Source organism: Terribium retamae (assembly GCF_022347545.1).
Taxonomy (GTDB): domain Bacteria; phylum Pseudomonadota; class Alphaproteobacteria; order Rhizobiales; family Rhizobiaceae; genus Mesorhizobium; species Mesorhizobium retamae.
Map to the genome: position 1 here is coordinate 109,690 of NZ_JAKREW010000007.1, position 24,497 is coordinate 134,186.

Genomic DNA, 24,497 nt, shown 5'->3' on the forward strand with positions numbered 1-24,497 from the left:
TCAAATCTCCTCGACCAGCGTCGAGCGGGGGATCGCCACGATTTCTTCCCCGTCGACGAAAATAACTTCGAACCCCAGCGGATAGGCACAGAGCCGTTTGCGCTGCGCCCAGAATTGGGGATGCACATTGCCGATGCACAGCCGCGTTTCGGTCTCGATGCCCGGGCCTGTCAGTTTCAGTTCGGCCCCCTGGCCGATCCGCGCCGGCGAGACCAATGTCGCGCCCTGTTCGGGGTAAAGCGGATCGCCCAGGCTCAGACGTTCCAGCCGGAAAAGCGCCGCGTCGCTGTCCAGAGCCAGGAACACGTGATCCGCCCGTTCCAGATCGACAAGGGTCGCGCCGGTACGGCGCAGGGCCTCGGCCAGGTCGGGATCTTCGGCATGGGCGCGGCATTCCTGATCGACAAGCGCCAGCGCGACGGCAAGCGGCCCGGGGGTAGTCATGTGGCGGCAGTCGCCGGGACGGGACATGGCCCAGAGCACAGCATCGAAAACGGCGTTGTCCCGGGCGTCCTCCGCATCGGGACGAGGAATGGTCAGCATCAGAAAGTCTCCATTTCAACGCGTGTGGCTTCTATGCGCCGAAGCCTGTCATCATCCGCCTGCCGCTGTATGGCGGCGGCCTTATCGACGAACCGGCCCAGGCGGTCCGTCTCGATCCCGGCATCCAGCGCCGCGTCGATCACCGCCATCGCCATTGCGCGTTCCAGATCGCGGCCGGTCACCATGCCATAGCCCTCGGCGCCATGATCGTTCAGGCGGATATGCGCCTCGGCCGTCAGCACTTCGCCCAGATAGAAATCGCTTCCCGTTACCGTGTCGCGCATCGGCAGCATGACCAGGCCCGAGCGGTTCTCGATCACCTCGATGTCGCCGAGCTGCGGCAGCACCGCTTCGGCCTCGGCCTTGAGCAAGTCGACGTTCGCCCGAGCGAGCGTTTCCAGAAGTTCGGCATGATCTTTCATGATTGGATTATCCATTTTCTTGGGTATCGATGAGGAAGCGGACCCGGCCCGCCGCCCAGATGGATTCAGAGAAACCAATCGGAACGCCATCTGGCGCGACATCGATCTTTTCCTGTTCGACAACAGGGCTGTCGGTTGGCTGCAGAAGTGTTCGCGCCTCCCATTTTTCTGGTTTGCGCGCCGACAGCATGGTTTCGCGGCGCTGGTAATCGGCGACCCCGTGCGAGCGATAGACATCCGTCACCGACTCGCCGCGCCGACGCCGCTCCGCCATGTCGGGAAAGCGCAGGGCGCAATTCCAAATGATGCCGATCCCAACCGGCACACCATTGCCGTAACTGCGGCTGACGCAGCGCGTGACCAACGCCCCGCCCGCGAGGCCCAGCATCTTGGCGACATGGGCGGGCGCGGGCAGAATCTCGGTCGAAATAACTTCCCGAAGTGGTTCGATCCCCTGCGCGAGCAGCGTTTCGCGGAAGCGCGTCCGGCGGCCGATGCGATAGACAATCTGCGGAGGCGCCGCCACGAAGGTACCGCGGCCCTGTTCGACGCTGAGCCGCCCTTCTTCGGCGAGCGATGCAATCGCACGGCGCAACGAATGCCGTCCTGCCCCGGTGATTTTTTGAAGTTCAGACTCTATCGGCAAAGGGCTGCCGACCATCATTTCTCCGGACTCGATCTGCTTCACGAGCCAGTCGCGCACATCTTCCCAGTTTTTTTGCCTCGACACTTCAGGAACCTCTCGATTGCGAACGGCACATGCCGATTGTGTACCCACCATGCGAAATGAGCATGCGGCAGTATTCATTCGGATGAATTTCACGTATCCGATGACACTATGCCTGTCCAGCGCGGCGGCCGGTATTTTCCTGGCATTCGTTCCTGCAAGCATATGGTGGGTCGCGCGCATCATTTGCCGCCTTCCCAACCACCGATAAGCAGTGCGCGCAGTTTCGCCGAGAGAGAGTCGATGAGATAGACCATCACGACGATCAGGAAGATGATCGACCAGGCCTCGTCCCATCTGTAGGCACTGATACGGTCCGCCAGCAGGAACCCGATGCCGCCTGCACCAACCACCCCGAGGATAGTGCCGGTTCGGGTGTTGGATTCGAAAGTGTACAGGATGATCGATAGAATGACCGGCGAGGCCTGCGGCAAGACGCCATAGCGGATCTCCTGAAGCCGGCTTCCACCAGCTGCCCTGACCCCTTCGACCGGCTTTTTCGATGTATTCTCGATCGCTTCGGAAAACAGTTTGGCGAGGTTGCCCACCTCGGAAACCGCGATCGCCAAAACGCCTGCAAGCGGCCCCAGACCGAAGGCGCGAATGAAGATCAGGGCGAGAACCAGCGTTTCGAAGGTGCGGATGAAGTCGAAGCCACGCCTCATTCCTTGCCGGAAAATCCCGTAGCGATTGATGTTCTTCGCTCCCAGAAAAGAGAGTGGAAACGCAACGGCTGCGCCCAGCAGCGTCCCGAGAAACGCCATAGCGAGCGTCTGGCACAGCCCCTCAAGCACTGGCTGGAAACTTGCCCAGTTGGTCCAGATATGGGGTGGGAACATGAAGGAGAGCACATGCCCCAGACGGCCGACCCCGGTGGTGGTTCGCGCCGGAGAAAAGTCGAAACTCCAGAGGCAGAAGCAAAATAGCCCCAGAAACCCGCCGCTCAGAAGATAGCGCTTTGCCACGACGGCCGGAGCCGGGCGCAACTCGGCGAGCAATTTCCGGCGCGCGACCGCGCGAAAATCGGCATCGGATTTTGCGGATACGCTCACCGGTGGTTCTCCTTTTCGATGAAACGATGGCGAACCTTCTCAGAGCCCCAGTCGATGACGGCGACGGTGACGAAGAGGATCAGGAACAGCGCCGAAAGGTCGGTATAGTCCTGCAGGCTCATGGCAGTGCGGAATTCCTGCCCCAGTCCGCCGGCGCCGACATAGCCGATGATCGAGGATGAACGGACATTGCCCTCGAAGCGCAGCAGCGTATAGCTGATGATATTAGGCAGAACTTGGGGCACCGCGCCGTATCGGATCTGGTCAAACCAGCTTCCCCCGGCAGCTTTCACCCCGTCCAACGGGCGCATATCGATATTCTCGTTGACCTCGGAATAAAGCTTGCCAAGCGCGCCGCAGGCATGCAGCCCGATGGCAAGCACTCCGGCCATGGGACCGACGCCGAAACAGAAAACGAAGATCAACGCCCAGACAAGCTCAGGCACAGTGCGGGCGATTTCCAGATAGCGGCGGGAGATCCACAACACCCAGCGATTGGGCGCGAGGTTGCGCGAGGCGGGAAAGGACAGCAGGAAGCCGCCGATCACACCGAGAGTTGTCGCCATGAAGGCAATAAGAATGGTTTCAACTAGCAGCCGCAGCCAGATATCCCAACGCCAGAACCATTCGGCAAGATCGCTCAGAAAGCTCTGCCAGCGCAGCGTCGGCAAGGTCATCTCGATATACTCGCCTAGACGCGGCATGCCGGCAGAGATCAGCCACCGCCATGCCCGACTGCCATCCGGCAACGTCACCTGGGTGACCTTGAAGAAATCGCTCATCAACGAAGAGGCAACAAAGAGGGCAGCGAACAGTGCCAGCGCGGCCAGGGTAGTCCGCTGCCTCATCCGCAGGTGCCTGCGATAGTCCTGTTGGCAGATCTGCGCTGGAGAAGCGTCGGGGAGAATCACGATCAAGCCCTGTCATATCGAATAGCCATAAGTTCAGAGGGCGCCACCCAACCCACGGTACCCCCGCCGCCCCTGATCAATGTCAGTTGGAGTTGCGACGTCGCTTCTTCAGCCAGTCGCGCATATCGACGATCCACTGGTACCGCTCGGCATCGACACGGGTAAAGCCGACGACCGGGTTCGGATCATCCGCGTCGAAGGAAACGTAGAGTTTGAAAGTCTCCGGCTCAGCTTCTGGCAGTTTTTCCAGAGCGACCGTAATATCTTCGATCATGTCCTTGGGCAGGTTCGTACGGAACGTCCAGGGACCGTTCGTGATTTCGGGGCTTTTCCAGATCGGGCAGATGACACCCTTCTCGATCATGCCCTTCTGGACCATGTCCTGATAGGTACCGTTCGTATCCGTTCTCTGAGAGGTCGAAGCGGTGCTAAAGGTGCCGTTCGCAACGCCCGCAACGCCGGCCTCATGGCTACCGGCGAACGGGATCGCCGCAAAATATTGCTCGGGCTTGATATTCAGCTTCGTGATAAAATTGAAATAGGGCACCGCATAACCCGACGTCGAGTCTGGATCGGCGAAAGCATGGACCTTGCCCTTGGCGTCGGCGAGAGACTTGATACCGCTATCGCAACGGGCAACAACGATCGAGTTGTATCCTGTGCTGCCATCTTTGCTAAGGTCAACCAGCGTCGGCACGACGCCTCCGTTCGTGGCCGTGTAAGCGGCGGCATAAGAGGAGGAGCCGAGACGCGCGATTTCGATCTGGTCGGCCGCGATCGCCTGAACAACGCCGTCGTAATTGCCGGCAGAGAAAATCTCGACCTTCACGCCGAGGCTGCCTTCGAGATACGCCCGCAGAGGTTCGTAGCGCATCAGCCGGTCTTTTTCATTTTCGTTCGACAGGACACCGAATTTGACGATCGCGTAGTCGTCTTTCCAGCCTTGAGCATGGGCCGGCAGCGCGGCAGCGCCCAGCATTAGGACGGCTGTCAGGATATTCATCTTGGAATGCATAGTGCGTTTTCTCCGGGGACATTGAAGCTTTGGGATTTGTGTCAAGCGAGCGCGAGCTCCGGGAGCGGCAGCCTGGTCGAGGTAATGGCCTCGTTGAACTCATCGGTCCCTGCACCGCCATAAATGTCGCGAACCACTTCACGGGTAAGCTGTCCGGCAACACCATCGAAGACTATCCTGCCCGTGCGCATCGCGACGATGCGGTCGCAATACTCACGGGCGGTATCCAGAGTGTGCAGGTTGACAAGCACTGTGAGCCCGTCTTCCCGATTGATCGAGCGAAGGGCGTCCATGACGCGCGTCGCATTGCCGGGATCGAGCGAAGCAATCGGCTCGTCGGCAAGCATGATCTGCGGCTTCTGAACCAGCGCCCGGGCAATGGCGACGCGCTGCTGCTGTCCACCCGACAGCGTTCCAGCACGCTGCAGAGCATGCTCCGTCATGCCTAGACGATCGAGCGCCTCGATCGCCATCTGCCGTTCGGCATCGGAAAACCGCATCACCATCGAACTGGCGAAACCATGGGCAGCGATGCGCCCGACCAGTACATTGGTCAGAACGTCCAGCCGCTCGATCAAGTTGAATTGCTGGAAGATCATCGCGCACTCGCGGCGCCACTCCCGCAGCGCCCGCGCTTTCAACTTTGTGACCTCCCGGTGGCCAAACCGGATCTCGCCGCTGCTCGGCTCCACCATCCGATTCAACAGCCGCAGCAGAGTGGATTTCCCCGCCCCCGAGCTGCCGATGATGCCAACGAATTGTCCCGGCGCGATGTCCAGCGTCACGTTGTCCACGGCGGTCTTGCTGCCGAAACGCCGGGTCACCCCGGAAATATGTAGCGTTCGATGTGTCATGCCCGCAAAGCTACGCGGCGTTCATGACATGGCCATTACATTCGGATGAATATTACTTATCCGACTCTTTGACACCGGATCGGTAGCGGGTCCGTGCGCGACATGCTGGATATTCTGAAGCGCTACCAGGTCCAGGACAACAACACGATCGCGGTCGACGCCAAGGAGACGCTGCTGGCCGATATCGGCAACATTCCGCATGTCACGGATGAGATGCTGCAGCGCTGCGGGACGGTGGATGTTCTGGATGGATCGCGTTCCGACTGCGAATGGGGTTCCGACCCCGACGCTGCCAGACCCGGCATTTTCAGTCCGACAAAGGGCGTGACCCGGATCGGTGTGCCATACGTCGCAAATTCCAACAACGGACCGTGGATGTCGGTTCCGGACGAGCCGATTTTGGGCAAGGCGCGCGTGTTCGGCGAAGAGAAAGCCGAACTTACGCCACGCGCTCGTATTGGCCTTACGATGCTTCAAGATCGATTGGCCGGAACCCTTCCGGGAAACAAGTTCGATCTGGACAACGCTCAGAAGATTTTCCTCCGCACACGGTCGAAAATCGGCGAACTCATCACCGACGACCTCATAGCCCTGTGCAGGGCGAATATAGCGTCACCGGTAGACGCTGTCGATCTAAAGCCAGCATGCGACGCCCTCTCCGGCTGGAACAGGACTTTCGTCATCAATGCTCGCGGGGCGCATCTATTCCGAGAGTTCAGAGAGTTGGGTGGTGTCGTGTTCCGCATTCCATTTAACCCAGCCGATCCCGTCAACACGCCGCGGCAGCTTGCGACGGATGATCCCAACGTACTTAATGCCCTTGTTGCGGCGGTAAAGAAACTCAAGGAAAAGAACATCCCATTGGATGCCAGACTGGGCGACGTTCAGTTCACCTTGTTCAAAGACGAGCGGATCGGTCAGCGGGGGAGCGCAAACGCAGACGGCGTGTTTAACCCAATCGGGCTCAAGCCCCACAGAGACGGATACGCAGCGGCGGGAAGCACCAGTCTAGTCTACTTTGCAGAGTATTCCGAAAACCATGTAGCAAGCCGTGGAATGATAGTATATTCGCTTTCGAACAATCCGGAGTCGAAGCATTCATCCGATATGACCCGGGCCTACTCATCAGGTCACATCATCAACTGGCGATTCAACGAAAGTGAAATCGAGTCCGATCCGCATTTGATTCGGTATCGGGTTTCTAATTAAACTTGAGCTTATACTTGTTTATTGGTGGATGCCGCCGCTCCCGGCGGCATCCACCAGGAGCCAGACTACAGCCCCGCACCGCCCGCCAACAGGTCCATGTCAACGGCGGAGCAAAATCCGGCCAGGCGGCGGCGTAAAAGTCGGCCACTATGGCGCGTAAAATTGCACGCCGAAACACAATCCAGAGTTTGCGAGCTGCCCGCCTCTGCTCTTGAGCGGCAGCATGGAACCTGGAGCGGATTATCTCCTCAGTCGAACAAGGCTACAACTTCCTGTGATCCTGGGTCCACGTTGCACAGCCGCAGCGTTTCGTGACCAGAAGCGGTCAAATGACTTTCCATTAAACCTTAAGAACTGTCTTGCAATGATATCAATGTGTTACGCGGCATATAATTTGATAATTAGACACGTCAGGATGAACATCGCTTGCCTGCAGCGTCTTTTACCCTGAGCAAGTGGCGGACGGTTTCCTGACCGGCGTGATCAATCGGCCCTGAATTGTCGATCGAAATAACGTCATCGCCCCCGACAGCAAACTCCTGTCCTCGATTAAGGCGTGCCTTTATTGCACGCTCCGTTTCCCGGCCCCGCTCTGTGACGCGGTGCACGAGAACCTCTAGCGAAGCGGTGATGTTGAGAACGACCAAGTTCTGAAATCGGGAACGCGCGTCGTTCAACGCTCCCCGCGACCCGTTTGCGATAACGACCCGTCCAGCAGCGAGCCACTCGTCGACGATGATTGGTAGTCCATATGCCAGGCCATGCGCGTTCCAATGGAGTGCGAACCCGCCTTCTCTGACAATCCGGAGGAAGTCGTTGGGCAAAACAGATTCATGATCCTCATTCCCACCCGCCGGCCTTGTAATCGTTCGTCGAACGAACCTGAATCTCTCGTCACCCTGGAGAACATTCTTCGCGTATCCCAGCACAGTATCCTTGCCGGCCCCGCTCGGGCCGACTACAAATACGACCGTTCCGCTCATTGGCATTGCTCTGTGGGATACCGTGATCGGAGCGGAAAGCTCTCGGCCACGACGAAGTTGAAATTCGGCGCTTTTTGCTCAAACAGCGTCAACGCGTCGATCTGGAAATCTTCATCGAGAAGAGGATCGAAGATCGAATGCAGTTTCGTCGCAATTTCAGTCCGGGCAGGCTCGTCGATGTGCCCAGTCAGCGTCATATGGAAACGGAACCTGTCGAAAACGTAGGATATCCCCAACGGACAAGATTGGTCGTCTCCGTTTCATCCAGCTTCGACTGGAGTCGGCGTTGCATCTCCATTGCATTCATCGGAGCGCGAAAACGGGCGAACTGGGTGACAACAGACGATGCAAAGCCCGCATGTGCCGGGGTCTGCTCCTTGGGAATGAGAGCGAGGAAGTTGCCAAGGATCGCGATCTTCATAGGGCCCAGAGGACACGGAAACCGCTTTGTCGCGAATTCCCCGATCGCCTCGCGAAGCTCATTCCGGGTCGCTCCGGCCTTCAATCGGAACGGCGCCTTCAACGTTGCGTGGAAGCCATACCGGCGTGGGTCTAAGGTCACAGCGCTGAAAACCCTGACCGCGGCTTGCTCCGTCATCCCCTTCGCGAATGCATCCCTTCCGAGCCATTCCGACGCTGTCCGCGTCAACGGATGGTCAGCCGGTGTCGTGTAGTAAAGGGCATAACGCGGCCCATTTGATCCCTCGGTTGGCATTGACTATTTTCCAGAGACGAGAATGCGCGCGCGCAGCGCACTGCCGACCTGCTCGACGGCCAGGACCAGAACGAAAATCACAAAGATGATGGTGGCTGCCTGGGCGTAGTTGAAGAGGTCCAATGCCACCTGAAGTTCGACGCCGATACCGCCGGCACCGACAATACCCAGCACGACCGATCCTCGTGTCGCCTTCTCCAGGCTGAAGAGTCCGGTGGCGATCATGGCGGGCATGGCGCCCGGCACCACGGCGGAGGCGATAATGTCGGTACGGGAAGCGCCGAGAGCCGTCAGTGCTTCCTGAGGCCCCTTTTCGACATCCTCCATCGCCTCGGCGAAGAACCGGCCGCAGAACCCGATTGTGTCTACGATGATAGCGAGCGTACCTGCGAAAGGTCCCAGGCCCACCGCAACCACGAAAATCAGCGCCCAGATGAGATCGGGGATGGTCCGGCAAAACGACACGAGCCCCTTGGTGAGGAAGCGTACGACCGGATGTGGTGAGAAATCTCGTGTGGCAAGAACCGCGATCGGCAAGCTAAGGATGATTCCGATGAACGTTCCTGCGAGCGCCATCTGGAAGGTCTCGAGAAGTCGCAGCAGGATCACCGGGAGGCGGCTAATGTCAGGCGGGAACATATCACCTACCAGCCGCCCTATCTGAGGGAGCCCATCGACAAGCGCCGAGATCGAAATCTGCGATCCATGGATGGATGATATAATGGCTGCAGCACACGCCACCAGAAGGACGAAGCGCAAAGGTGACGCGCGTTCGAAGCGAGCGGGCAGGGTGCGGGGTGGAGAAATATCAGACATAGAGGTCTTTCACCGACGCAGCTGAAAACTGGGATGCATGCTGGTCAAAAGCGATCAGACCGCCCTTCAAGGCGATGACCCTGTCGGCATATTCTTCGGCATGCTTGAGATTGTGTGTCGTGAACATGACTGTCGCCTTGTGCTCACGAGCGAGACGGATCAGGAGCTCCATGACTTCGAAGCCGGAAGAGGGATCCAGGCTCGCCACCGGCTCGTCGGCAAGGATGATACGCGGTCGCTGCATGAGCGCGCGCGCGATCGCCACACGTTGCGACTGTCCGCCGGACAACTGATCCGCCCGGGACAGAGCTTTATGACTGAGGCCGACGGCAGCGAGCATGTCCATGGCTTCCTCACGTAGCTCTTTCGGCGCGAAGGCCTGTATCCAGGTGCGCGGCCCGCCTCGGCGAGACTGGGCGCCGTGGATGACATTGCTCAGGGCGGATAGGCGTGAGGACAGGTTATGCTTCTGGAATATAAAACCGATCTTTGACCTGACGAAAACAAGGTCCCGATGTGCGGCTCCAACGAGTTGCTTGCCCTGAACCGTAATCGAGCCGGAGTCCGGCTCGATCAATCGAATGCAGCTGCGTAGCAAGGTCGACTTGCCAGCGCCGTTCGCCCCTATGAGTGAGACGATAGAGCCAGACTCGACGGACATACTGATGCCACGCAGGATAGTGTTGGTTCCGAACCGTTTTGAAAGATCGGAAATTTCGAGATCGAAATCGGGAGACCGCTGTCCCGAACCGATAGTCGACTGCTGGCTTTTGAGGTCGAGTCTGGAGAGCATGGCGATCAGTTCAGTGGCTTTGAAAACTGTGGCTGGCCGATAGCGACAAAGCCCTGACGCATGTAATCGTAGTCTTTATCCTGCACGTTGGGCAGGAACGCACTCAGCGTGTAGCGATCAGCGCCCTCGGTGGTCACAAGCAGCGCTTCCTTCAGCTTGGCGGCCGTTTCGGGATTGCGGAAGGCTTCCCTGAAGCGCTCGATCACCTCCTCGTCGACATGCTCGCCCGCCACGATGACGTCGTTCGGCAGATCGGGACCGCGGGCAATAACGCGGAAGGTGCCTGAATTGACCTCGGGGTCTTCGTCACGCAAGCGCATGTATACGAAACCCGCCATGCCCCAAGCGGCAACGTCCCCACGCTTCAAGGCCGTGTAACCCACCATGTTGGACAGATGCACGGGCTCGACGTCCTTTGTAGGATCGAGGCCGGCTGCCGCCAGCAACAGCGATGGGCCAATGTGAGCCGACGTCGATCCGACCGCAGCAAAAGCCATGCGCTTTCCCCTAAGGTCGGCGAGTGTATGAATTCCGCTGTCCTGTCGAACGATGATCGCCGAGTAGTAGTCGGCCCGGGAGAAAGCAACGACAGGCGCGATCCTCGTGCGGCTCTGGAAGATCGTGTACTCCGACGGGCCTACGAGAGCCATGTCGACCTTGCCGGAACGGAGCGCTTCGCCTGCAACGGTCCTGTTGTTCACCGGGAAGAACTCAATATCGATCCCGGTAGTTTCCGACAGAATTTGCTTGAACTGGCCGAACTGCCTCTGCAGCTCTTCGAGCCCGTCGATGTCAGTGGCGGCAAGGCGGATGGTTTCGGCCGATGCGATGCCGGTCGCTGGCGCAAGGCCGAGCAAGCCGATGCCGATCGCGGCAGCTATATTGCGGAGAAAGGAAAGTTCCATGTTGATGCCCTTGTGTGTTTGTTTGCCGAAGAGTGCGTCTTCGGATCGAAGATGATGATCTTCGTGTAACAAGCCCGTGTATTGCTGATGACGACAGAGCTACACTTCAGGTACGAATGCCCGATAGATACCCTCGGCGCTTCTGGGTAGACTGCGCTCTCGAACTAGGCGGCATCGGCGTCTTGCTCGCATCAGATGACGGCTCGGATCCGTTCTGTCCCGATAAAAGCGGCGAGACCTCGATGAAGCGATCGGCGACGGCTTCCCGCATCTCGGCATCATGAAAAATGCAAAGCATGGTGACGCCTGCTGCCTTTTTCTTGTTGATGAGCTCGATCACAATTTGACGGTTGCGCGCATCCAGCGATGCGCTGGGTTCGTCGAGAAGCAACAAAGGGTGTTGGGTGATGAAACCGCGTGCGATGTTGACCCGCTGCTGCTCACCGCCTGAGAAAGTCGCCGGGGGCAGAGCCCACAAGGATTCTGGCACATTCAACCGATCAAGGAGGGCCTCGGCCCGGGAGATCGCCACGTCATGGTGTTCACCCTCCGCCAGGAGCGGTTCGGCGACCAGGTCCCGGGCCGAAATGCGCGGAACGACACGCAGGAACTGGCTTACATAACCGACTGTCGTCCGGCGGACCTGCTTCATCACCAATGGATCGGCCGACGCGATGTCTATGATTCGGTCACCGTGACGAACGAGGATGCCGCCGTTCTCGGTTTCGTAGGTACCGTAGACCATCTTGAGCACGGAACTCTTGCCCGCGCCCGAAGGTCCATTGAGGACGACACACTCACCTCGCTCGACACTGAACGAGAGGTTGGAGATGGCGGGTATCCGGATGCCGCCGCGCAGGTGCATGACGAATTGCTTGCCTATGTTTGAGACGTGTAGAACTGGCATTGCTCAGACCTGAAGAACCGAGGAAACGAGAAGCTGGGTGTAGGGCTGGCGCGGATCTTCCAGGACACGGTCGCTCAAGCCGGTCTCGATGACGCGACCCGACTGCATCACCATGAGGCGGTCCGACAAGAGCCGAGCTACGCCGAGATCATGGGTCACGATCACCACGGCGAGATTGAACTCGCGGACAAGCCTGCGCAGAAGATCGAGGAGCTTCGCCTGGACCGAGACGTCAAGACCGCCGGTCGGCTCGTCCATCAAGACAAGTTGCGGATGGGTGACAAGCCCTCTGGCGATCTGCAGTCGTTGCTGCATTCCGCCCGAGAAGGTCTGGGGAAGATCATCGACGCGTGCCGGATCGATCTCGACATTCTTCAGCCATTCCATCGCAACGGATCGCAAGGTCCCGTAATGCCGGTGGCCGTTCGTCATCAGCGGCTCCGAGATGTTGCCGCCGGCGCTCACGTCGAGCCGTAAGCCGTCCCGGGCATTCTGATGGATAATGGCCAGAATAGTCGGTAGCAGCCGCTCTCGCTCCGCTTCCTCAAGTCGCCATAGATCGCACTCCTCACGATCGGGAAGGCTCAGGGTTATGTTGCCGGCATCGGGCGGCATAAGGCCGGCAAGGCATTTCAGGAGGGTTGATTTTCCCGACCCGCTTTCTCCAACGATTCCTAAGACCTCGCCGCGATGAAGCGTGAAGGAAATGTCCTGGCAGGCGAGCCTGCGATCGAAAACCTTGGTGAGGCCATTGACCTGCAAGACCGGTTTCACAACATCGCTCATCGGGACGCTCCTTCCGAAAGGCGGTCGTTACAATAGGAGGTGTCCGAGCAGACGAATTGAGTGTTTCCTGCATCGTCCAGCAGCATCTCATCAAGGTAGCTGTCCTCGGCGCCGCATCGTGCACAGCACGACTGCCATTTCTGCCTTTCGAACGGATGATCGTCGAAGTCGATGCTTCGGACATCGGTGAAAGGCGGTATCGCATAGATGCGGCGCTCGCGACCAGCGCCGAAGATAGTCAAGGCCCGGCTGCGATGGAGTTTCGGATTGTCGAACTTGGGTACCGGAGAAGGTGAGGCAAGATAACGGTCGTGTACGCGAACGGGGTAGTCATGCGACATCACGATGTTTCCATAGCGCGCAATGTCCTCGTACAGGCGGACCTGCATCAATCCGTATCGCGCAAAGGCATGCAGCTTGCGGGTCTCTACCTCTGAAGTCACCAGCCGACGAAGCGGCTCGGGCTGAGGAACCTGCATGACGAGAATCTGGTCATCCTGCAGCGGACGCTCGGGAATCCTGTGGCGACTCTGCACGATCGTCGCCTCGCCCGTGCTCTCGGTCGTGTTCACACGCGCTACGCGAGCGAAGAAACGCCGGATGGACACTGCGTTCGTGGTGTCATCGGCTCCTTGGTCGATCACCTTGAGGCAGTCTGTCTTGCCGATGATGCTGGCCGTAACCTGGATGCCTCCGGTTCCCCATCCCGGCGGCAGTGGAATCTCACGGTCTCCGAAGGGAACCTGATAGCCAGGGATCGATACTGCCTTGAGTATCGCCCTGCGGATCATCCGCTTTGTTTGTTCATCGAGAAATCCGTAGCTGTATTCCTCGGCTTCCCCGTTCAGCGCGAGGTCATCAAGCATCGTCGTTCTCTTTCGCTAAGGCTTCGCTGGCGCGCTTGTCGTAATCTTCGCGAAGTCGGCGGAGCAACTGTTGCTCGGCCTGGAAGTCCACGTAGTGAGGGAGCTTCAGGTGCTGGACCAGTCCGGACGCGGCCACGCTGTCCGAGTGTGAGAGGACAAACTCCTCATCCTGGGCAGGATAACGTCGTTCCTCGCCGAATTCAGCGCCCCGAAGGGCGCGGTCGACGACAGCGACTGACAATGCCTTTCGTTCGCTGTGCCCGAACAGGAGACCGTAGCCTCTGGTATATCGCGGCGGCGTCTCGGACTTGCCAACCGTCAGATGTATCGTCCGGCACTCGGTTATCTGCACTGTCCCAATGCCGGCTTCAAGATCGATCTCCGGAATTTCCATCACGACCGAGACGTCGCCGTGGCGCATCTCTGCCACGTAAGGATGGTTTCTCCCGTAACCGCGCATCGTGGAATAGCAGAGCGCCATCAGAAAGCCCTCGTCGCCACGAACCAGGTTTTGGAGCCTCTGATCCCGCGTTGAGGGAAACGTCAGAGGAGATCGCGTGATGTCCGCGACCTCCTGGCTGTCGTCGGGCAGTTCCTCCTCAACAAGGCCGGTACGGCTGATGAAGCCCGCATCGTGATGAAGATGCAAATCTTCCACTTGATCGCTGTCAGGTAGCGGCAGTCCATCCTCGTCATCACAACCGTCAAGCAGGGCAAAATCGATAAGCCTGTGGGTGTAATCGTATGTCGGGCCAAGGAACTGCCCGCCGGGAACATCCTTGTGCGTGGTTGATATCCGCCGTCGAACGATCATTGATGCAGTGTCGAGAGGCAGGGTGAAGCCGAACCGCGGAATGGTGCTCCGATAGGCCCGGAGCAAATATATGGCCTCGATCAGGTCGCCTTCCGCCTGCTTGATGGCCAGGGCCGCGAGCGTCGGATCGTAGAGCGATCCCTCGTTCATTACCCTGTCGACCGCAAGGGAGAGCTGCTCGCGGATCTGCTCCACGGAGAGTTGGGCGACGTTTGGGTCGCCGCGACGTCGCTTTGAGAGCAATTGGTGGGAGGCGTCGATCGCCTTCTCGCCTCCCTTGATGGACGTGATCATTAGAAACTCGCTTTGACTGTGCGGGGAAGGCTCATGATCGAGCAGGCGTCCGCCAAGATCATGTCTATGCCGATTGGATAGTTCGCGGCGTTCTCGTTCCATCGGTCCCAGAACCCGTCTGGCAGACCGGCCGGCTCGACAGAAACAACGCTCTCAATGCCCGGGCCCCTCAGGGAAACCGGCCGGCCTCCAGCCAGCAACGGGACCTGCACAACCAAGGTGGCCGAACGGTCCGGGTAGGAAGGGGTTCCCCTAGGGAAGACACGGAAATCCGGCAGGTTCCGGGCCTTGGCGAAGAACGCGAATGCGGCGGAATCGGGTTGAGTGACGACGCGGGCGCCCGTGTTGAAAAGCAGATACTGCCTTATCGGTTCTTGAATGAGAATTGGATCGAGCCAGACCGGGGTGGCATCGTCGAGCAGGGTGAGGCCGATGGCGGCGAGCGTGGGGGACAGCGGAGCAGGCGAAGCGATTGGCAGCGGAATGGTAACGATGGTGCCTGGCCGCGATGTCGCCGCAAGAAGCCCTCTGAAAGCCTGCTGGGCATCATGGATCGGGTCTGCGAACTGGGTTGAGATGACGCTGGCGTTCATTGTTCAGCTCCGCCAGGCGACAGCATTGTAAAGTCGACCTTGCTGCTCCGGGTGTCGTCCAGGATCTGCCGCCGCCGCCGGTCCCGCAATTCCATCATGGCGGCAATGGCGCCGCACACGATGGTCTCACCGGTCGATTTCTCGCGTTGCAGCATTGCGTCGAACAGGGCGGAGAGAGCGGCATGACGCTTGTTGCGCCCCATCACGTATGAAACCCCTATTTCTCCGGTGCTCAGTTGTAAGGTGCATCGCGTCACGGTGACGTCGCCAAGGTTAAATTGTGCGCCCGTGCCACTTGCCCGCCCACGGACCATGGCGGAGCCGAGCTCAGGCCGGCGAATCCAGGTGAAGGTCGGGCGTGGCAACACTTTCCAATGGCGTTCGATCTCTGCTGGTGGGGTTTCGGCCAGAAGTGTCATCCATTGCGGCCGCGAAGCGGCTGCATGACAATCCGTGGCGGGAAGGACTGGAGTGTCGCTCATAGAACCTGCTCCCCGGAGACCCACACATTGCGCACGATCGGGGCCGAGTTGATCTCGGTAACACGGAGAATGTCAGCGCGGCGGCCGACAGCAATTTCGCCACGGTCGTCCAGTCCGAACAACTCCGCAGGCCGTTTGCTTCCCATCGCGATCGCCGTCGGGAGGTCGATGCCCTTCTGATGAAAGGCAAGCCGCCATAACGCGTGAAGAAGACTGGATGGGATATAATCGGAGCAGACGACATCGATGAGGCCTTCGTCGGCCAGCAATTGGCCTGACACATTGCCGATGTGCGATTTGCCGGCGACGATGTTTGGCGCGCCGATGATCGTCGTCATCTTCGCCGCGCGAGCGGCCCGCGCGGATTCCAGCGTGATCGGGAATTCTGAAATATCGAGCCCGAATTCCTTGCCCTCAGCTATATGCGCTGCGGTGGTGTCGTCATGGCTCGCCAAACGGATGCCATGAAACCTGCAAAGCTCAACGAGTTTGCGGCGGTTCTCTTCCGTGAAGTCTGTTGTTTGAGAAAGGGCGGCGATCTCGGCATCGATCACATGATCCGGTACGCCCTTCCGACGCTCCAATTTTCTAAATCGTTCGGGATCACGGCGGGCGCTGTCGTCAGCGATGGTGATGAACCGCAATGCAGGATTGCTGAGGTGGGGGGTAAGCAGATCGATCATATTTTGTTGCTGTGCGTCGCATCGCAGGTGCAACAGGTGGTCGATTCTAAGGAGCCCGGCGCCAGCCGCATCGCTCAGCCCCTGAACAAACAGCGGCAGTACCTTGATGCGATCCGGGTTGCCCACCGCACCGACGAAGAGCGAATCGAATACGGTAGTCGCGCCACCGGCACAAAGCACAACGTCATGGGTAGCGACGGCGTTCACGGGATTCCAGAATACACCGGCGCGCGGCATGATCTGTCTCTCCATATGGTCCGTGTGAATGTCCACGAGACCAGGCAGCAGGTAATCCCCTTCGAAGTCGATCACGTCGGAGGCTGCGGATATCGATCGATCAATGTCGGCGATGATGCCATCCCGAATAAGTGCCGATCCTTGATAGACTGCGACGCCCGTCACGATACGGGCGTTTGTAATCACTGTGTCCACGTTCTCACCCTGCTTCGGCATTGATTGAATGCCCGCTCCTGGAATTTTCATCACGGTTGTGGTGGCTGTTGACGCCGCTGATCATGAGCTAGGGACGCTTGATGACGCTTGGCTGTCAGTTCAATGACGGCTGGGCAACAATCTAGGAATGAGTCTTGGAATCGTTCCTATCTGGGCTTGTTTGCGCGCTCGCAGAAACTGCTCGCAAATGTTAATGAAAACGTACCAAATGTACTTGGCGAGCGACTGAAATGGCGACGGCTCCTTCAGAAATGGCTACTCTGAACGACAGACGAGGCGCGTCTACGCTATGGCGTATTGTCGCCGAAGGCTTAGAGCGGGACATCAGGACTGGCCGTCTCAAGCCGGGAGAACGTCTTCCCACGGAGTTCGATCTGGCGGAAAGTTATGACGTTCATCGAAACACGATCAGGCGCGCGATGACTGTATTGCGTGACCGCGAGCTGGTCAGGATCGAACAAGGGCGGGGAACTTTCGTAAAGGAACGGAAGGTTCGTCACCACCTTGGATCAAAGACGCGACTAACCGCGGCGTTGCGAGACCTTGATAGGGTCGGGGAGCGCCGCTTCGCGGGTTCACAGCGGATGCGCGTAACCGCAGACCTGTCCAAGGATCTGAAAGTCGCCCGCAACCGCTTCGTCAGGAAGGTCGAAACGCTGACAGTTGTCGACGACATCGTGGTGAGCATTGCTTCCAGCTACTTCCCGCTTCCCCGTTTCGAAGGAATCGAACAGCTCATTGAGCAGACGGGCAGCTTCACCGAGTCCTGGAGCCAGCTTGGAGTCAACGACTATCAACGTAGGGAATCGCGCATCTCGGCGATCGCGCTGTCAAAAAAGGACGCTGAACTCCTGTCGATGCCCAGGTTTCATCCGGTGATCTTCATCACAAACATCAATGTGGACGATAAGGACATGCCTATAGTCGTGTCGCACACACGGATAGCGCCACAGCATATGGAACTGGTGGTTCGGTTTGACTGAGGTCGCGGCCTATAAAGCTGCTCGTCCAGGATAATCGTGTCAATCGGCGGCGAAGTTTGGCTCTGACGCATTCTCGCTGCGGCCACAGGCTAAATTGCACCGATGAGGCGCGCCTGGAGCAGATCGATCTTGGCGCGGCCGTACATTTGCCGCTTGATGAGTTTGAGCTTGGTGATCTGGCCTTCGGTCTGGCCGTTCGACCATGGGGATGTGATGGCATTACGGACCGCGGCAATGTCCTTTTCGACCCCGTTTGCAAAGGAGCCGACGAGACTTGCCTTAGCGTGGTCGAGCCAAGCGTCCAATTTGGCGACCGCCTTTGATCGGATCATCGCCTGAAAGTCGTCGATCAACGTTCGCGCTATGGTCAGGTCAGGCACATTGCTCTCGATTGCCGCGACCAGCAGGGCGTCGGATTTAGACAGGTCGTCGCGCGCCAGTGTCATGAGCCTGGCGATGCTTCGTGCCGAAGGCGTGCGGGCAAGTGCGCTTTGATCGGTCTTTTCGGCCAGCCGTCGTCGCCGCGCCCATTCAAAGACGACGCCGATCTGGCCGCGGAAGCCCTTCTCGCGCATTTCGCGCCAGAGCGCCGAGCATTGCGCGCGCCTTGTCCCCAACGGCTGTCCAGCCAGGGGAGCCATTCCTCGAGCGAGCTTTGTCGGACACGGAACACATCGCAGCGCTGGCCGCGTAGGACGCTACGGACGAGCTTGCGGCTATGTCCGGTCCGCTTGACAATCTGCTTAATCGGAATGCCCTGCTTCGACAATTCCAGAATGGCCTCGTTGGTTTCCTGCCGGCGCTGATATCCCTCATACTGTAGTCGTTCGGCGTAGGTGAGAAGCTTCGGATCTATGATTGTGCGTAAGCGGCGTTCTCAGGCCACGGCCTTAAGCTCGGGGGTGGCCCTATAGGCCCAAGGCAGAAGATCATCGATCTGGCTGTTTGGATGGCCTTTGACGATCTTGGTGAGCACGTCGGTGAGGTAGGTGAAGGGCTCGACCTGGTTGAGCTTGCAGGTCTCGATCACTGAAGCGATGACAGCCCAATGCTCACCGCCGCCATCGGATCCTGCGAAGAGCGCGTTCTTACGATTGAGAGCGATCGGTCGGATCGCGCGCTCGACCACATTGGAGTCGATCTCGATGCGGCCATCGTCGAGGAAGCGGGTGAGGCCCTGCCAGCGAGAGAGGGCATAGCGGATAGCCTCGGCGAGCTTGCTCTTCTGGCTGACGAGGCCGAGCTTCTCCCTGAGCCACGGCTCCAGCGCGACGACGATGGCCCGGCTTCTGGTCTGCCGGGCTGTGTGACGTTCGTCGGCCGGGAGGCCGCGGATTTCGCCTTCGATATTGTAGAGCGATGCGATGCGCGCGAGAGCCTCTGTGGCGATCGGCGCCAGGCCTGATTGGGCGAGCTCGTAAAACTTGCGCCGGACATGGCTCCAGCAGAATGCCAGGCTCACTGCGTTTCGATCGGCCAAGACTTTGTAGCCTGCGTAGCCATCGACCTGCAGCGTGCCCACGAAGCCCTGAAGATGCCGGACAGTCTGCTCGGCCTTGCGGTCCGGTGCATAGAGATAAGCAACCCCGGGCGGGTCCGATCCGCCCCAGGGCCTATCGTCCCGGGCATATGCGAAGAGCTGGCCGGTTTTGGTCCGGCCACGACCCGGGTCGAGTACCGGCGCCCTGGTCTCGTCGGCGAAGAGCTTGTCTGACGCTTTCAGGCGCTCGAACAGCCGCTCATGTATGGGCCGCAGGATAAAGGCGGCCTTGCCGACCCAGTCGGCCAAGGTCGATCGGTCCAGGTTTACGCCCTGTCGGGCATAGATCTGGGCCTGGCGGTAGAGCGGAAGGTGATCGGCGTACTTCGAGACAAGGACATGGGCGACTGTGGCTTCAGTCGGCATGCCACCCTCCACGAGCCGGGCGGGCGCAGGAGCCTGCACCACCACTTCCTCGCAGTTCCGGCAGGCGTATTTCGGGCGACGCGTCACGATCACGCGGAACTGGGCGGGCACGACATCGAGGCGTTCGGATACATCTTGACCGATGGCATGCAGCGCACCACGGCAGCAGGGGCAGGTCTTGTCGTGGATGTCTACGACCTGCTCGAAGCGCGGCAGGTGGCCCGGTAACGAACCGCGGTTGGTGCGTCGCTTTCGAGCTCGCTCGGCCCGTTTTGCAGAATCGGCGACCTCCTCACTGGCAAAGCCCTCTGCCTCGACCTGTTCGGCCTCCTCGAGCCCCAGCAGCAGTTGATCGACCGGCAGGCTTTCGGCCCGGCGGCCGAAGCGATGGCGCTGCAATTCTTTGATGATCTGGCGCAGGCGCTCGTTCTCGGCGCGCTCCGCCTCGAGCATCGCCCGAAGTGCAATTGGATCGTTTGTCACAGGTTCGGCCGCGTCGCTCACGAAGCCGATTCAAGCATAGATTACAGAGAGTTACCAGCACGAAGCGGGTCAGCTCGCCGCAACCGGAACCTTTGTTTCGCGCCGCTCATGCACCCGGCGCCAGTCCAGACCTTCCAACAGGGCCGAGAGCTGTGCAGCGGTGAGTCGCACGACGCCGTCGGCAATGGCGGGCCACTGGAACTTGCCGTCTTCCAGCCTCTTGGAGAACAGGCAGACGCCCGTCCCATCGAAGTAAACCAGCTTGATCCGGTCGGCGCGCCGCGCCCTAAATACATAGACCGTGCCGGAGAATGGATCGGCGCCAATGCTCTCTCGAACCAACGCCGCCAGCCCTTCCGCCCCCTTGCGGAAGTCCACTGGCTTCGTCGCCACCATCACGCGAACCGCGCCGGTCGGGCCAATCACGAGCCTGCCTTCAACACGCCGAGGACCGCGGCTATTGTAGCCGGAGAGGCCCCGTTCTCGATCGTCACCCTCACGCCGGCAACATCGATCTCAATGGCCGCCACGCGCCGGTGTTGAGGGCGCCGCTTTCGACGCGGTGGCGCAGCAGGCGCCTCCTCTGCGAGAACAGGCTCAGGTGCGACGATCGCGGGCACGAACGCCGGCGCTTCCGCGGCCTTGCGCGCCTCCCGGCGCCATGTGAACAACTGCTGCGGTGTCAGTCCATGCTGGCGTGCGACCTCGGACACGACGGCTCCGGGAACAAGCGTCTCCTCAAGAATCCGCGCCCGGTCATCGGCACTCCAGCGCCGCCGGCCCATCGCACCGGTTATCACCTCGAAGCGCCGCACCGCGCCCTCCGGCTCAAGTCTATGGTCAAGTCCAGACACAAAACGATCCTCCAAATCAGGATCGTCACAGTGAGCTCTCAGCTCCCAGCAAAGAAGGTGCGGTCGGGACAACGCTTACGATTGTGCTGCCGACGGCCCTTCTGATCTGCCGCATGGATTTGCCAACCGCGTCGAGAAAGGCTCGGCTGGCGTTTTCCATTAGATGCCAGCGGTCGGCCACCTGATCGGCATGTGGCAACGCCTTGGCGATCGCCTCACCATATCCACCACCTCGGTCACGCGCGACGGTCGTGATGGACGGATGGCCCATGAGCCATGCCTGCGATGTCGCCTGCTCGCGATCAGGCAGCAATGTCACCGGCCTGCGGCGTTCGAGATCGCAGACAATCGTCCCGTATCGCTGACCGCGCCGGAATGCAAAGTCGTCAATGCCGATGATGGCGAGCGCTCATCACGCGACTGTTCAGTCCTGCGGCGCACGACACGCAACAGCGTATCGTTGCTCACCGGCATCATGAGGCGATCGGCAAAAGCCGCAGCCGGCCTGCCGCCAAGCGCGAGCCCCAAGTGATGAACGATCGTCTCAAGACGTCCGGTCCTTCGCGATAACGGAGCCAGAATATCGGCGCCAAACCGCTCGGCAAAAATGCGGCGGCGGCAAAGAACGGCGTCGCACCAGAAACGGCGAACCGTCACCCGCAGGAAAACCCGCCGACCGGCGATCGGCAAATCGGCGGCTTGCCGCAAATATCGACTCTGGGTCCGGAGTGGACTGGTCCCGCAGCACGGGCACGTTGCCGAAACCGCCGTAGCGCGCACGTCAAGAAATACGCAATCCGTGTCGATCTCCGCACGCTCGACGACGAAGCCTGCCGGCGCCAGTTTCGTTGACCCAGCTCTCCGTTCCATCGCGCTGTTTCTCCCTTGGAAAAATCGCGACTTCAGCCTTCACATGCAGCGAGATTGAGTCTGACCCGAAGTTTGACCCCGTATCGTCATCGAGTTGAATGACGAGCCAGCTCGGTTCCAAGCCGATGAGGCGCGACAGGCCTTCGTGCAGCGCAACCGAGGACTTTGACACCCGGAGGTACGATAAGCCTTTAGCGCGAGCGCGGATTGATCTTGGACCTGAGCCCCACGTCTGTCGGCTTCACCTTGCCAAGTCGTCCACCAGGCTGCCGCACGAACCGGTGTAGGCCGCAAGATCGAGGTCGATTGCCGGGGCCTGCGGAAAGTTGGGGGAGCAGCTAGCCTGCTGCGCCACTCCGCAGCGACCTCTATGCTACGCTCGGGAGCCATGCCTGAAGCTGTTGGCACGATGCTGCGTCACCGTTTCGCTCGATATGACCGCACATTACGCCAAAGTCAATATTCCAATGCTGGAGCAGATTGCTCAGCCCTGGCCGGAAGAACTTACGTCCTGAGCCGGACGAGATCCGAACCCTGTGGGCCGTCTGCTTCTCTTGAGATAACTGGTGGTGCGGGTGGCTGGGGTCGAACCGGCACTCCTCTCGGAACTGGATTTTGAAGGGAGCCGTGTTTACAAAAACCCGCGCGGCGGCTGAAATCCGGGGCTTCAGCAAATCCCACTTTCTGTGATCCAAGCACCTGTGCGACCCCTGGTTTGCGGAGAACGTTCCGTCCGATATGCACGCCGCAGCCCGCTAATTCACGATTGATCGACGTGAAGACTTCCACCTTTCCGGATCTATTGTTTTCTATCTCCTCACCCGCACATCATGAGGAGATGCAACATGAACGCTACGGCGAATACACCCATCAGAAGAACGATCCGGCGGCAACAGCTTCGCGAGATGGTGCCGCTTGCCGACAGCACTATCTACGAAATGGAACAGCGGGGGGAATTTCCGCAACGCTTCGCTTTGACCCCACGATGCGTGGTTTGGGATCTGGGCGAGGTTCAGGCATGGCTTGCGGCCCGTCGCTCAAAACCCATTTCCCGCGCGCCCGGCCCCGACGTGAAACAACGTCGAGCCCGCCCGGTCAAAGAGCAGGATCGGGCGCCAGGATCGGCATCGACGGCGGGATGAGCGTTGGCACGTACTTCTTGCCGTCGACCCACGCGTCCAAGATGTCCGACCACTCTTGCATCATGTGCCGGCGCTGCACCTCATACTCGGCTTTGTTATAGACGCCGCGCGACGAGCGCCCGTCCTCATGCGCCAGGCACTTTTCGATCCAGTCGCTGTTGAAGCCGAGTTCGTTCAGCAGAGTCGACCCAGTCCGCCGCAGGTCGTGAACCGTAAACGGCTCCAAGGGCAAACCTTCCGCCTTCGCCCGTTCGACAACCGCGTAGGTAACCCGGTTGAAGGTGGCGCGCGACATTGGAGCATCTGCGTCGTACCGCGACGGCAGAAGGTATTTTGAGTTTCCCGCACAGGTTTTCAGGGCGATCATGATGTCGAGCACCTGGCGCGATAGGTAGACGTTATGCGCTTTTGATCGCTTCATCCGTTCCTTCGGAATCGTCCAAACAGCATTCTCGAAGTCAACTTCGTCCCACACCGCGTCCTGCAACTCGCTCTTGCGCACCATCGTGAGCAGGTAGAGCCGCATTCCCAAACGGATCGTGGGAAGGGTGGCGATATGCTCGAGCTCCTTCAGCATCACTCGAATTTCAGGGGGCGAGAGAGAGCGATCCTTCGGCACGAAGGTGGCAATCGATGCCGGCCCCACTTCGTCAGCCGGGTTGCTGACCTTCTCGCCGTGCAGGATCGCGAATCCGTAGATTTGCTTCAGAATGTCTCGCACGTGGATAGCCGTCGCCGGAGCGCCGCGTTCAACGATTTTGCCGCAGTGGGCTCTTAGATCGTCAGGAGTGATTTCCGTGAGCAGACGATTGCGCCAGACCGGCAGAAGCTCGCGCTCGAAAATAGAACGTCGCATGGCGCGCGTGCTGTCGGCCATTGGCGCGGCGGTGAGCCACTTCTCTCCGAACTCGCCAAAGCTCTTTGCCTCTTTCAAGCGGCGCTTCTCGCGCTGCTTCTCTATCGCGGGCGACCGTCCTTCGGCTACGGCGCGCCTTGCGTCGATGCATTTCTCTCGGGCCCGGGCAAGCGAGATTCCATCGCGTCCGTACCTCCCCAGATAGACGGTCTCCCGACGGCCGTTGAGCCTGTAGTCCAGGCGAAACGAGATCGCACCACTCGGCATGACGCGCACATACATGCCGTCGCGGTCCGCAATTTTGTATATTTTATCTTTTGGTTTCAATGCCTTGAGGGCGGCGTCCGTCAGCATCCCTACTGCCTCCTGAAAAGTACCGTCAGCACAATTTTGGGGCTCGTGGCAGATATTTCCTTTTATCTTCAATGTGTTAAAACGAAAAAAGTACCGTCGCGAGCCTCATTAACCGTGACGGTACTTTGAAAAATGCGTCCCCGCAATATCACGGAGGTCCGTCAGGCGGGCCGCCAGAGCCAAACTCTAAGTGCCGATAGCCACCGAATGTCGATGACCGTTTTTA

General features: G+C 59.4%; 25 protein-coding genes and 3 pseudogenes. 3 read left to right on the plus strand and 25 right to left on the minus strand.

Annotation, left to right across the window (positions count from 1 at the left end; translation table 11 throughout):
- The 7 genes from phnH (L4923_RS10370) to phnC all read right to left on the minus strand — a co-directional run bounded on the left by phnH (L4923_RS10370) (nucleotide 1) and on the right by phnC (nucleotide 5,524).
- The gene (gene phnH / locus L4923_RS10370) at nucleotides 1–543 is read right to left on the minus strand and encodes a phosphonate C-P lyase system protein PhnH (RefSeq protein WP_239364463.1); all 543 of its coding nucleotides are present in this window, start codon (nucleotides 541–543) and stop codon (nucleotides 1–3) included.
- Nucleotides 543–1,067, minus strand: a complete 525-nt coding sequence (phnG, locus tag L4923_RS10375; RefSeq protein ID WP_239364467.1) for a phosphonate C-P lyase system protein PhnG — start codon at nucleotides 1,065–1,067, stop codon at nucleotides 543–545. The genes phnH (L4923_RS10370) and phnG (L4923_RS10375) overlap by 1 nt, the downstream gene beginning before the upstream one ends.
- Nucleotides 973–1,878 carry a phosphonate metabolism transcriptional regulator PhnF gene (gene phnF, locus L4923_RS10380; RefSeq protein ID WP_239364469.1) on the minus strand — a complete coding sequence of 302 codons (906 nt, stop codon included), beginning with the start codon at nucleotides 1,876–1,878 and terminating at the stop codon, nucleotides 973–975. Before phnF (L4923_RS10380) ends, phnG (L4923_RS10375) begins: the two co-directional genes overlap by 95 nt.
- Entirely contained in the window at nucleotides 1,875–2,744 is an 870-nt protein-coding gene (phnE, locus tag L4923_RS10385; RefSeq protein ID WP_239364471.1) for a phosphonate ABC transporter, permease protein PhnE, read from the minus strand. The genes phnF (L4923_RS10380) and phnE (L4923_RS10385) overlap by 4 nt, the downstream gene beginning before the upstream one ends.
- Nucleotides 2,741–3,592: a phosphonate ABC transporter, permease protein PhnE gene (gene phnE / locus L4923_RS10390; RefSeq protein WP_239364473.1), complete on the minus strand. Its 852-nt coding sequence runs from the start codon at nucleotides 3,590–3,592 to the stop codon at nucleotides 2,741–2,743. Before phnE (L4923_RS10390) ends, phnE (L4923_RS10385) begins: the two co-directional genes overlap by 4 nt.
- A gap of 145 nt (nucleotides 3,593–3,737) precedes the next feature.
- Nucleotides 3,738–4,670 carry a phosphate/phosphite/phosphonate ABC transporter substrate-binding protein gene (phnD, locus tag L4923_RS10395; RefSeq protein WP_239364476.1) on the minus strand — a complete coding sequence of 311 codons (933 nt, stop codon included), beginning with the start codon at nucleotides 4,668–4,670 and terminating at the stop codon, nucleotides 3,738–3,740.
- A gap of 41 nt (nucleotides 4,671–4,711) precedes the next feature.
- Nucleotides 4,712–5,524, minus strand: a complete 813-nt coding sequence (gene phnC, locus L4923_RS10400; protein WP_239364479.1) for a phosphonate ABC transporter ATP-binding protein — start codon at nucleotides 5,522–5,524, stop codon at nucleotides 4,712–4,714.
- A 102-nt stretch (nucleotides 5,525–5,626) separates the two neighbouring features.
- On the opposite strand from phnC, the gene L4923_RS10405 reads away from it, so the two are divergent.
- Nucleotides 5,627–6,733 (plus strand): penicillin acylase family protein, encoded by a 1,107-nt coding sequence (locus tag L4923_RS10405; protein ID WP_239364482.1) that lies wholly within the window; start codon nucleotides 5,627–5,629, stop codon nucleotides 6,731–6,733.
- A gap of 410 nt (nucleotides 6,734–7,143) precedes the next feature.
- Here the strand turns inward: L4923_RS10405 and phnN are convergent, their stop codons facing one another.
- The 12 genes and pseudogenes from phnN to L4923_RS10465 form a co-directional block, all read right to left on the minus strand.
- Entirely contained in the window at nucleotides 7,144–7,722 is a 579-nt protein-coding gene (phnN, locus tag L4923_RS10410) for a phosphonate metabolism protein/1,5-bisphosphokinase (PRPP-forming) PhnN (RefSeq protein WP_425530931.1), read from the minus strand.
- Nucleotides 7,713–8,431: pseudogene (locus tag L4923_RS31205) on the minus strand (DUF1045 domain-containing protein). The gene phnN and the pseudogene L4923_RS31205 overlap by 10 nt, the downstream one beginning before the upstream one ends.
- Nucleotides 8,432–8,434: 3 nt before the next feature.
- Nucleotides 8,435–9,247 carry a phosphonate ABC transporter, permease protein PhnE gene (gene phnE / locus L4923_RS10420; protein ID WP_239364490.1) on the minus strand — a complete coding sequence of 271 codons (813 nt, stop codon included), beginning with the start codon at nucleotides 9,245–9,247 and terminating at the stop codon, nucleotides 8,435–8,437.
- Nucleotides 9,240–10,040: a phosphonate ABC transporter ATP-binding protein gene (locus L4923_RS10425; protein ID WP_275448350.1), complete on the minus strand. Its 801-nt coding sequence runs from the start codon at nucleotides 10,038–10,040 to the stop codon at nucleotides 9,240–9,242. The genes phnE (L4923_RS10420) and L4923_RS10425 overlap by 8 nt, the downstream gene beginning before the upstream one ends.
- A gap of 5 nt (nucleotides 10,041–10,045) precedes the next feature.
- Nucleotides 10,046–10,945, minus strand: a complete 900-nt coding sequence (locus L4923_RS10430; RefSeq protein WP_239364492.1) for a PhnD/SsuA/transferrin family substrate-binding protein — start codon at nucleotides 10,943–10,945, stop codon at nucleotides 10,046–10,048.
- Nucleotides 10,946–11,051: 106 nt separating this feature from the next.
- The gene (gene phnL / locus L4923_RS10435) at nucleotides 11,052–11,852 is read right to left on the minus strand and encodes a phosphonate C-P lyase system protein PhnL (protein WP_239364494.1); all 801 of its coding nucleotides are present in this window, start codon (nucleotides 11,850–11,852) and stop codon (nucleotides 11,052–11,054) included.
- Between the two features lie 3 nt (nucleotides 11,853–11,855).
- Nucleotides 11,856–12,638: a phosphonate C-P lyase system protein PhnK gene (gene phnK, locus L4923_RS10440; protein ID WP_239364496.1), complete on the minus strand. Its 783-nt coding sequence runs from the start codon at nucleotides 12,636–12,638 to the stop codon at nucleotides 11,856–11,858.
- Nucleotides 12,635–13,504: an alpha-D-ribose 1-methylphosphonate 5-phosphate C-P-lyase PhnJ gene (locus L4923_RS10445; RefSeq protein ID WP_239364498.1), complete on the minus strand. Its 870-nt coding sequence runs from the start codon at nucleotides 13,502–13,504 to the stop codon at nucleotides 12,635–12,637. The genes phnK and L4923_RS10445 overlap by 4 nt, the downstream gene beginning before the upstream one ends.
- On the minus strand, nucleotides 13,497–14,612 hold the full coding sequence (locus tag L4923_RS10450) for a carbon-phosphorus lyase complex subunit (protein ID WP_239364500.1): 1,116 nt from the start codon (nucleotides 14,610–14,612) through the stop codon (nucleotides 13,497–13,499). Before L4923_RS10450 ends, L4923_RS10445 begins: the two co-directional genes overlap by 8 nt.
- Nucleotides 14,612–15,205 (minus strand): phosphonate C-P lyase system protein PhnH, encoded by a 594-nt coding sequence (gene phnH, locus L4923_RS10455; protein WP_239364502.1) that lies wholly within the window; start codon nucleotides 15,203–15,205, stop codon nucleotides 14,612–14,614. The genes L4923_RS10450 and phnH (L4923_RS10455) overlap by 1 nt, the downstream gene beginning before the upstream one ends.
- The gene (gene phnG / locus L4923_RS10460; protein WP_275448351.1) at nucleotides 15,202–15,687 is read right to left on the minus strand and encodes a phosphonate C-P lyase system protein PhnG; all 486 of its coding nucleotides are present in this window, start codon (nucleotides 15,685–15,687) and stop codon (nucleotides 15,202–15,204) included. The genes phnH (L4923_RS10455) and phnG (L4923_RS10460) overlap by 4 nt, the downstream gene beginning before the upstream one ends.
- Nucleotides 15,684–16,823 carry an alpha-D-ribose 1-methylphosphonate 5-triphosphate diphosphatase gene (locus L4923_RS10465; protein WP_239364506.1) on the minus strand — a complete coding sequence of 380 codons (1,140 nt, stop codon included), beginning with the start codon at nucleotides 16,821–16,823 and terminating at the stop codon, nucleotides 15,684–15,686. The genes phnG (L4923_RS10460) and L4923_RS10465 overlap by 4 nt, the downstream gene beginning before the upstream one ends.
- 230 nt (nucleotides 16,824–17,053) lie before the next feature.
- Here L4923_RS10465 and phnF (L4923_RS10470) point away from each other — a divergent pair, with 230 nt between their 5' ends.
- Nucleotides 17,054–17,806 carry a phosphonate metabolism transcriptional regulator PhnF gene (gene phnF / locus L4923_RS10470; RefSeq protein ID WP_239364508.1) on the plus strand — a complete coding sequence of 251 codons (753 nt, stop codon included), beginning with the start codon at nucleotides 17,054–17,056 and terminating at the stop codon, nucleotides 17,804–17,806.
- 89 nt (nucleotides 17,807–17,895) lie between these two features.
- Here phnF (L4923_RS10470) and L4923_RS10475 read toward each other — a convergent pair.
- From L4923_RS10475 to L4923_RS10495, 5 genes and pseudogenes are all read right to left on the minus strand, one after another.
- A pseudogene (locus L4923_RS10475) lies at nucleotides 17,896–18,668 on the minus strand (ISL3 family transposase); the annotation flags it as partial.
- 15 nt (nucleotides 18,669–18,683) lie between these two features.
- Nucleotides 18,684–20,216: an IS66 family transposase gene (tnpC, locus tag L4923_RS10480; RefSeq protein ID WP_425530932.1), complete on the minus strand. Its 1,533-nt coding sequence runs from the start codon at nucleotides 20,214–20,216 to the stop codon at nucleotides 18,684–18,686.
- Nucleotides 20,217–20,264: 48 nt separating this feature from the next.
- A complete protein-coding gene (gene tnpB, locus L4923_RS10485) occupies nucleotides 20,265–20,621 on the minus strand; it encodes an IS66 family insertion sequence element accessory protein TnpB (RefSeq protein ID WP_239364511.1) in 357 nt (118 codons plus the stop codon).
- A complete protein-coding gene (gene tnpA / locus L4923_RS10490; RefSeq protein ID WP_239364513.1) occupies nucleotides 20,618–21,049 on the minus strand; it encodes an IS66-like element accessory protein TnpA in 432 nt (143 codons plus the stop codon). Before tnpA ends, tnpB begins: the two co-directional genes overlap by 4 nt.
- A gap of 40 nt (nucleotides 21,050–21,089) precedes the next feature.
- A pseudogene (locus tag L4923_RS10495) lies at nucleotides 21,090–21,919 on the minus strand (ISL3 family transposase); the annotation flags it as partial.
- Nucleotides 21,920–22,764: 845 nt separating this feature from the next.
- Here L4923_RS10495 and L4923_RS10505 point away from each other — a divergent pair.
- Nucleotides 22,765–23,061 carry a helix-turn-helix transcriptional regulator gene (locus L4923_RS10505; protein ID WP_239364515.1) on the plus strand — a complete coding sequence of 99 codons (297 nt, stop codon included), beginning with the start codon at nucleotides 22,765–22,767 and terminating at the stop codon, nucleotides 23,059–23,061.
- Here the strand turns inward: L4923_RS10505 and L4923_RS10510 are convergent.
- Nucleotides 23,015–24,271, minus strand: a complete 1,257-nt coding sequence (locus L4923_RS10510) for a tyrosine-type recombinase/integrase (protein WP_239364518.1) — start codon at nucleotides 24,269–24,271, stop codon at nucleotides 23,015–23,017. The genes L4923_RS10505 and L4923_RS10510 overlap by 47 nt on opposite strands.
- Between the last annotated feature and the right edge of the window lie 226 nt (nucleotides 24,272–24,497).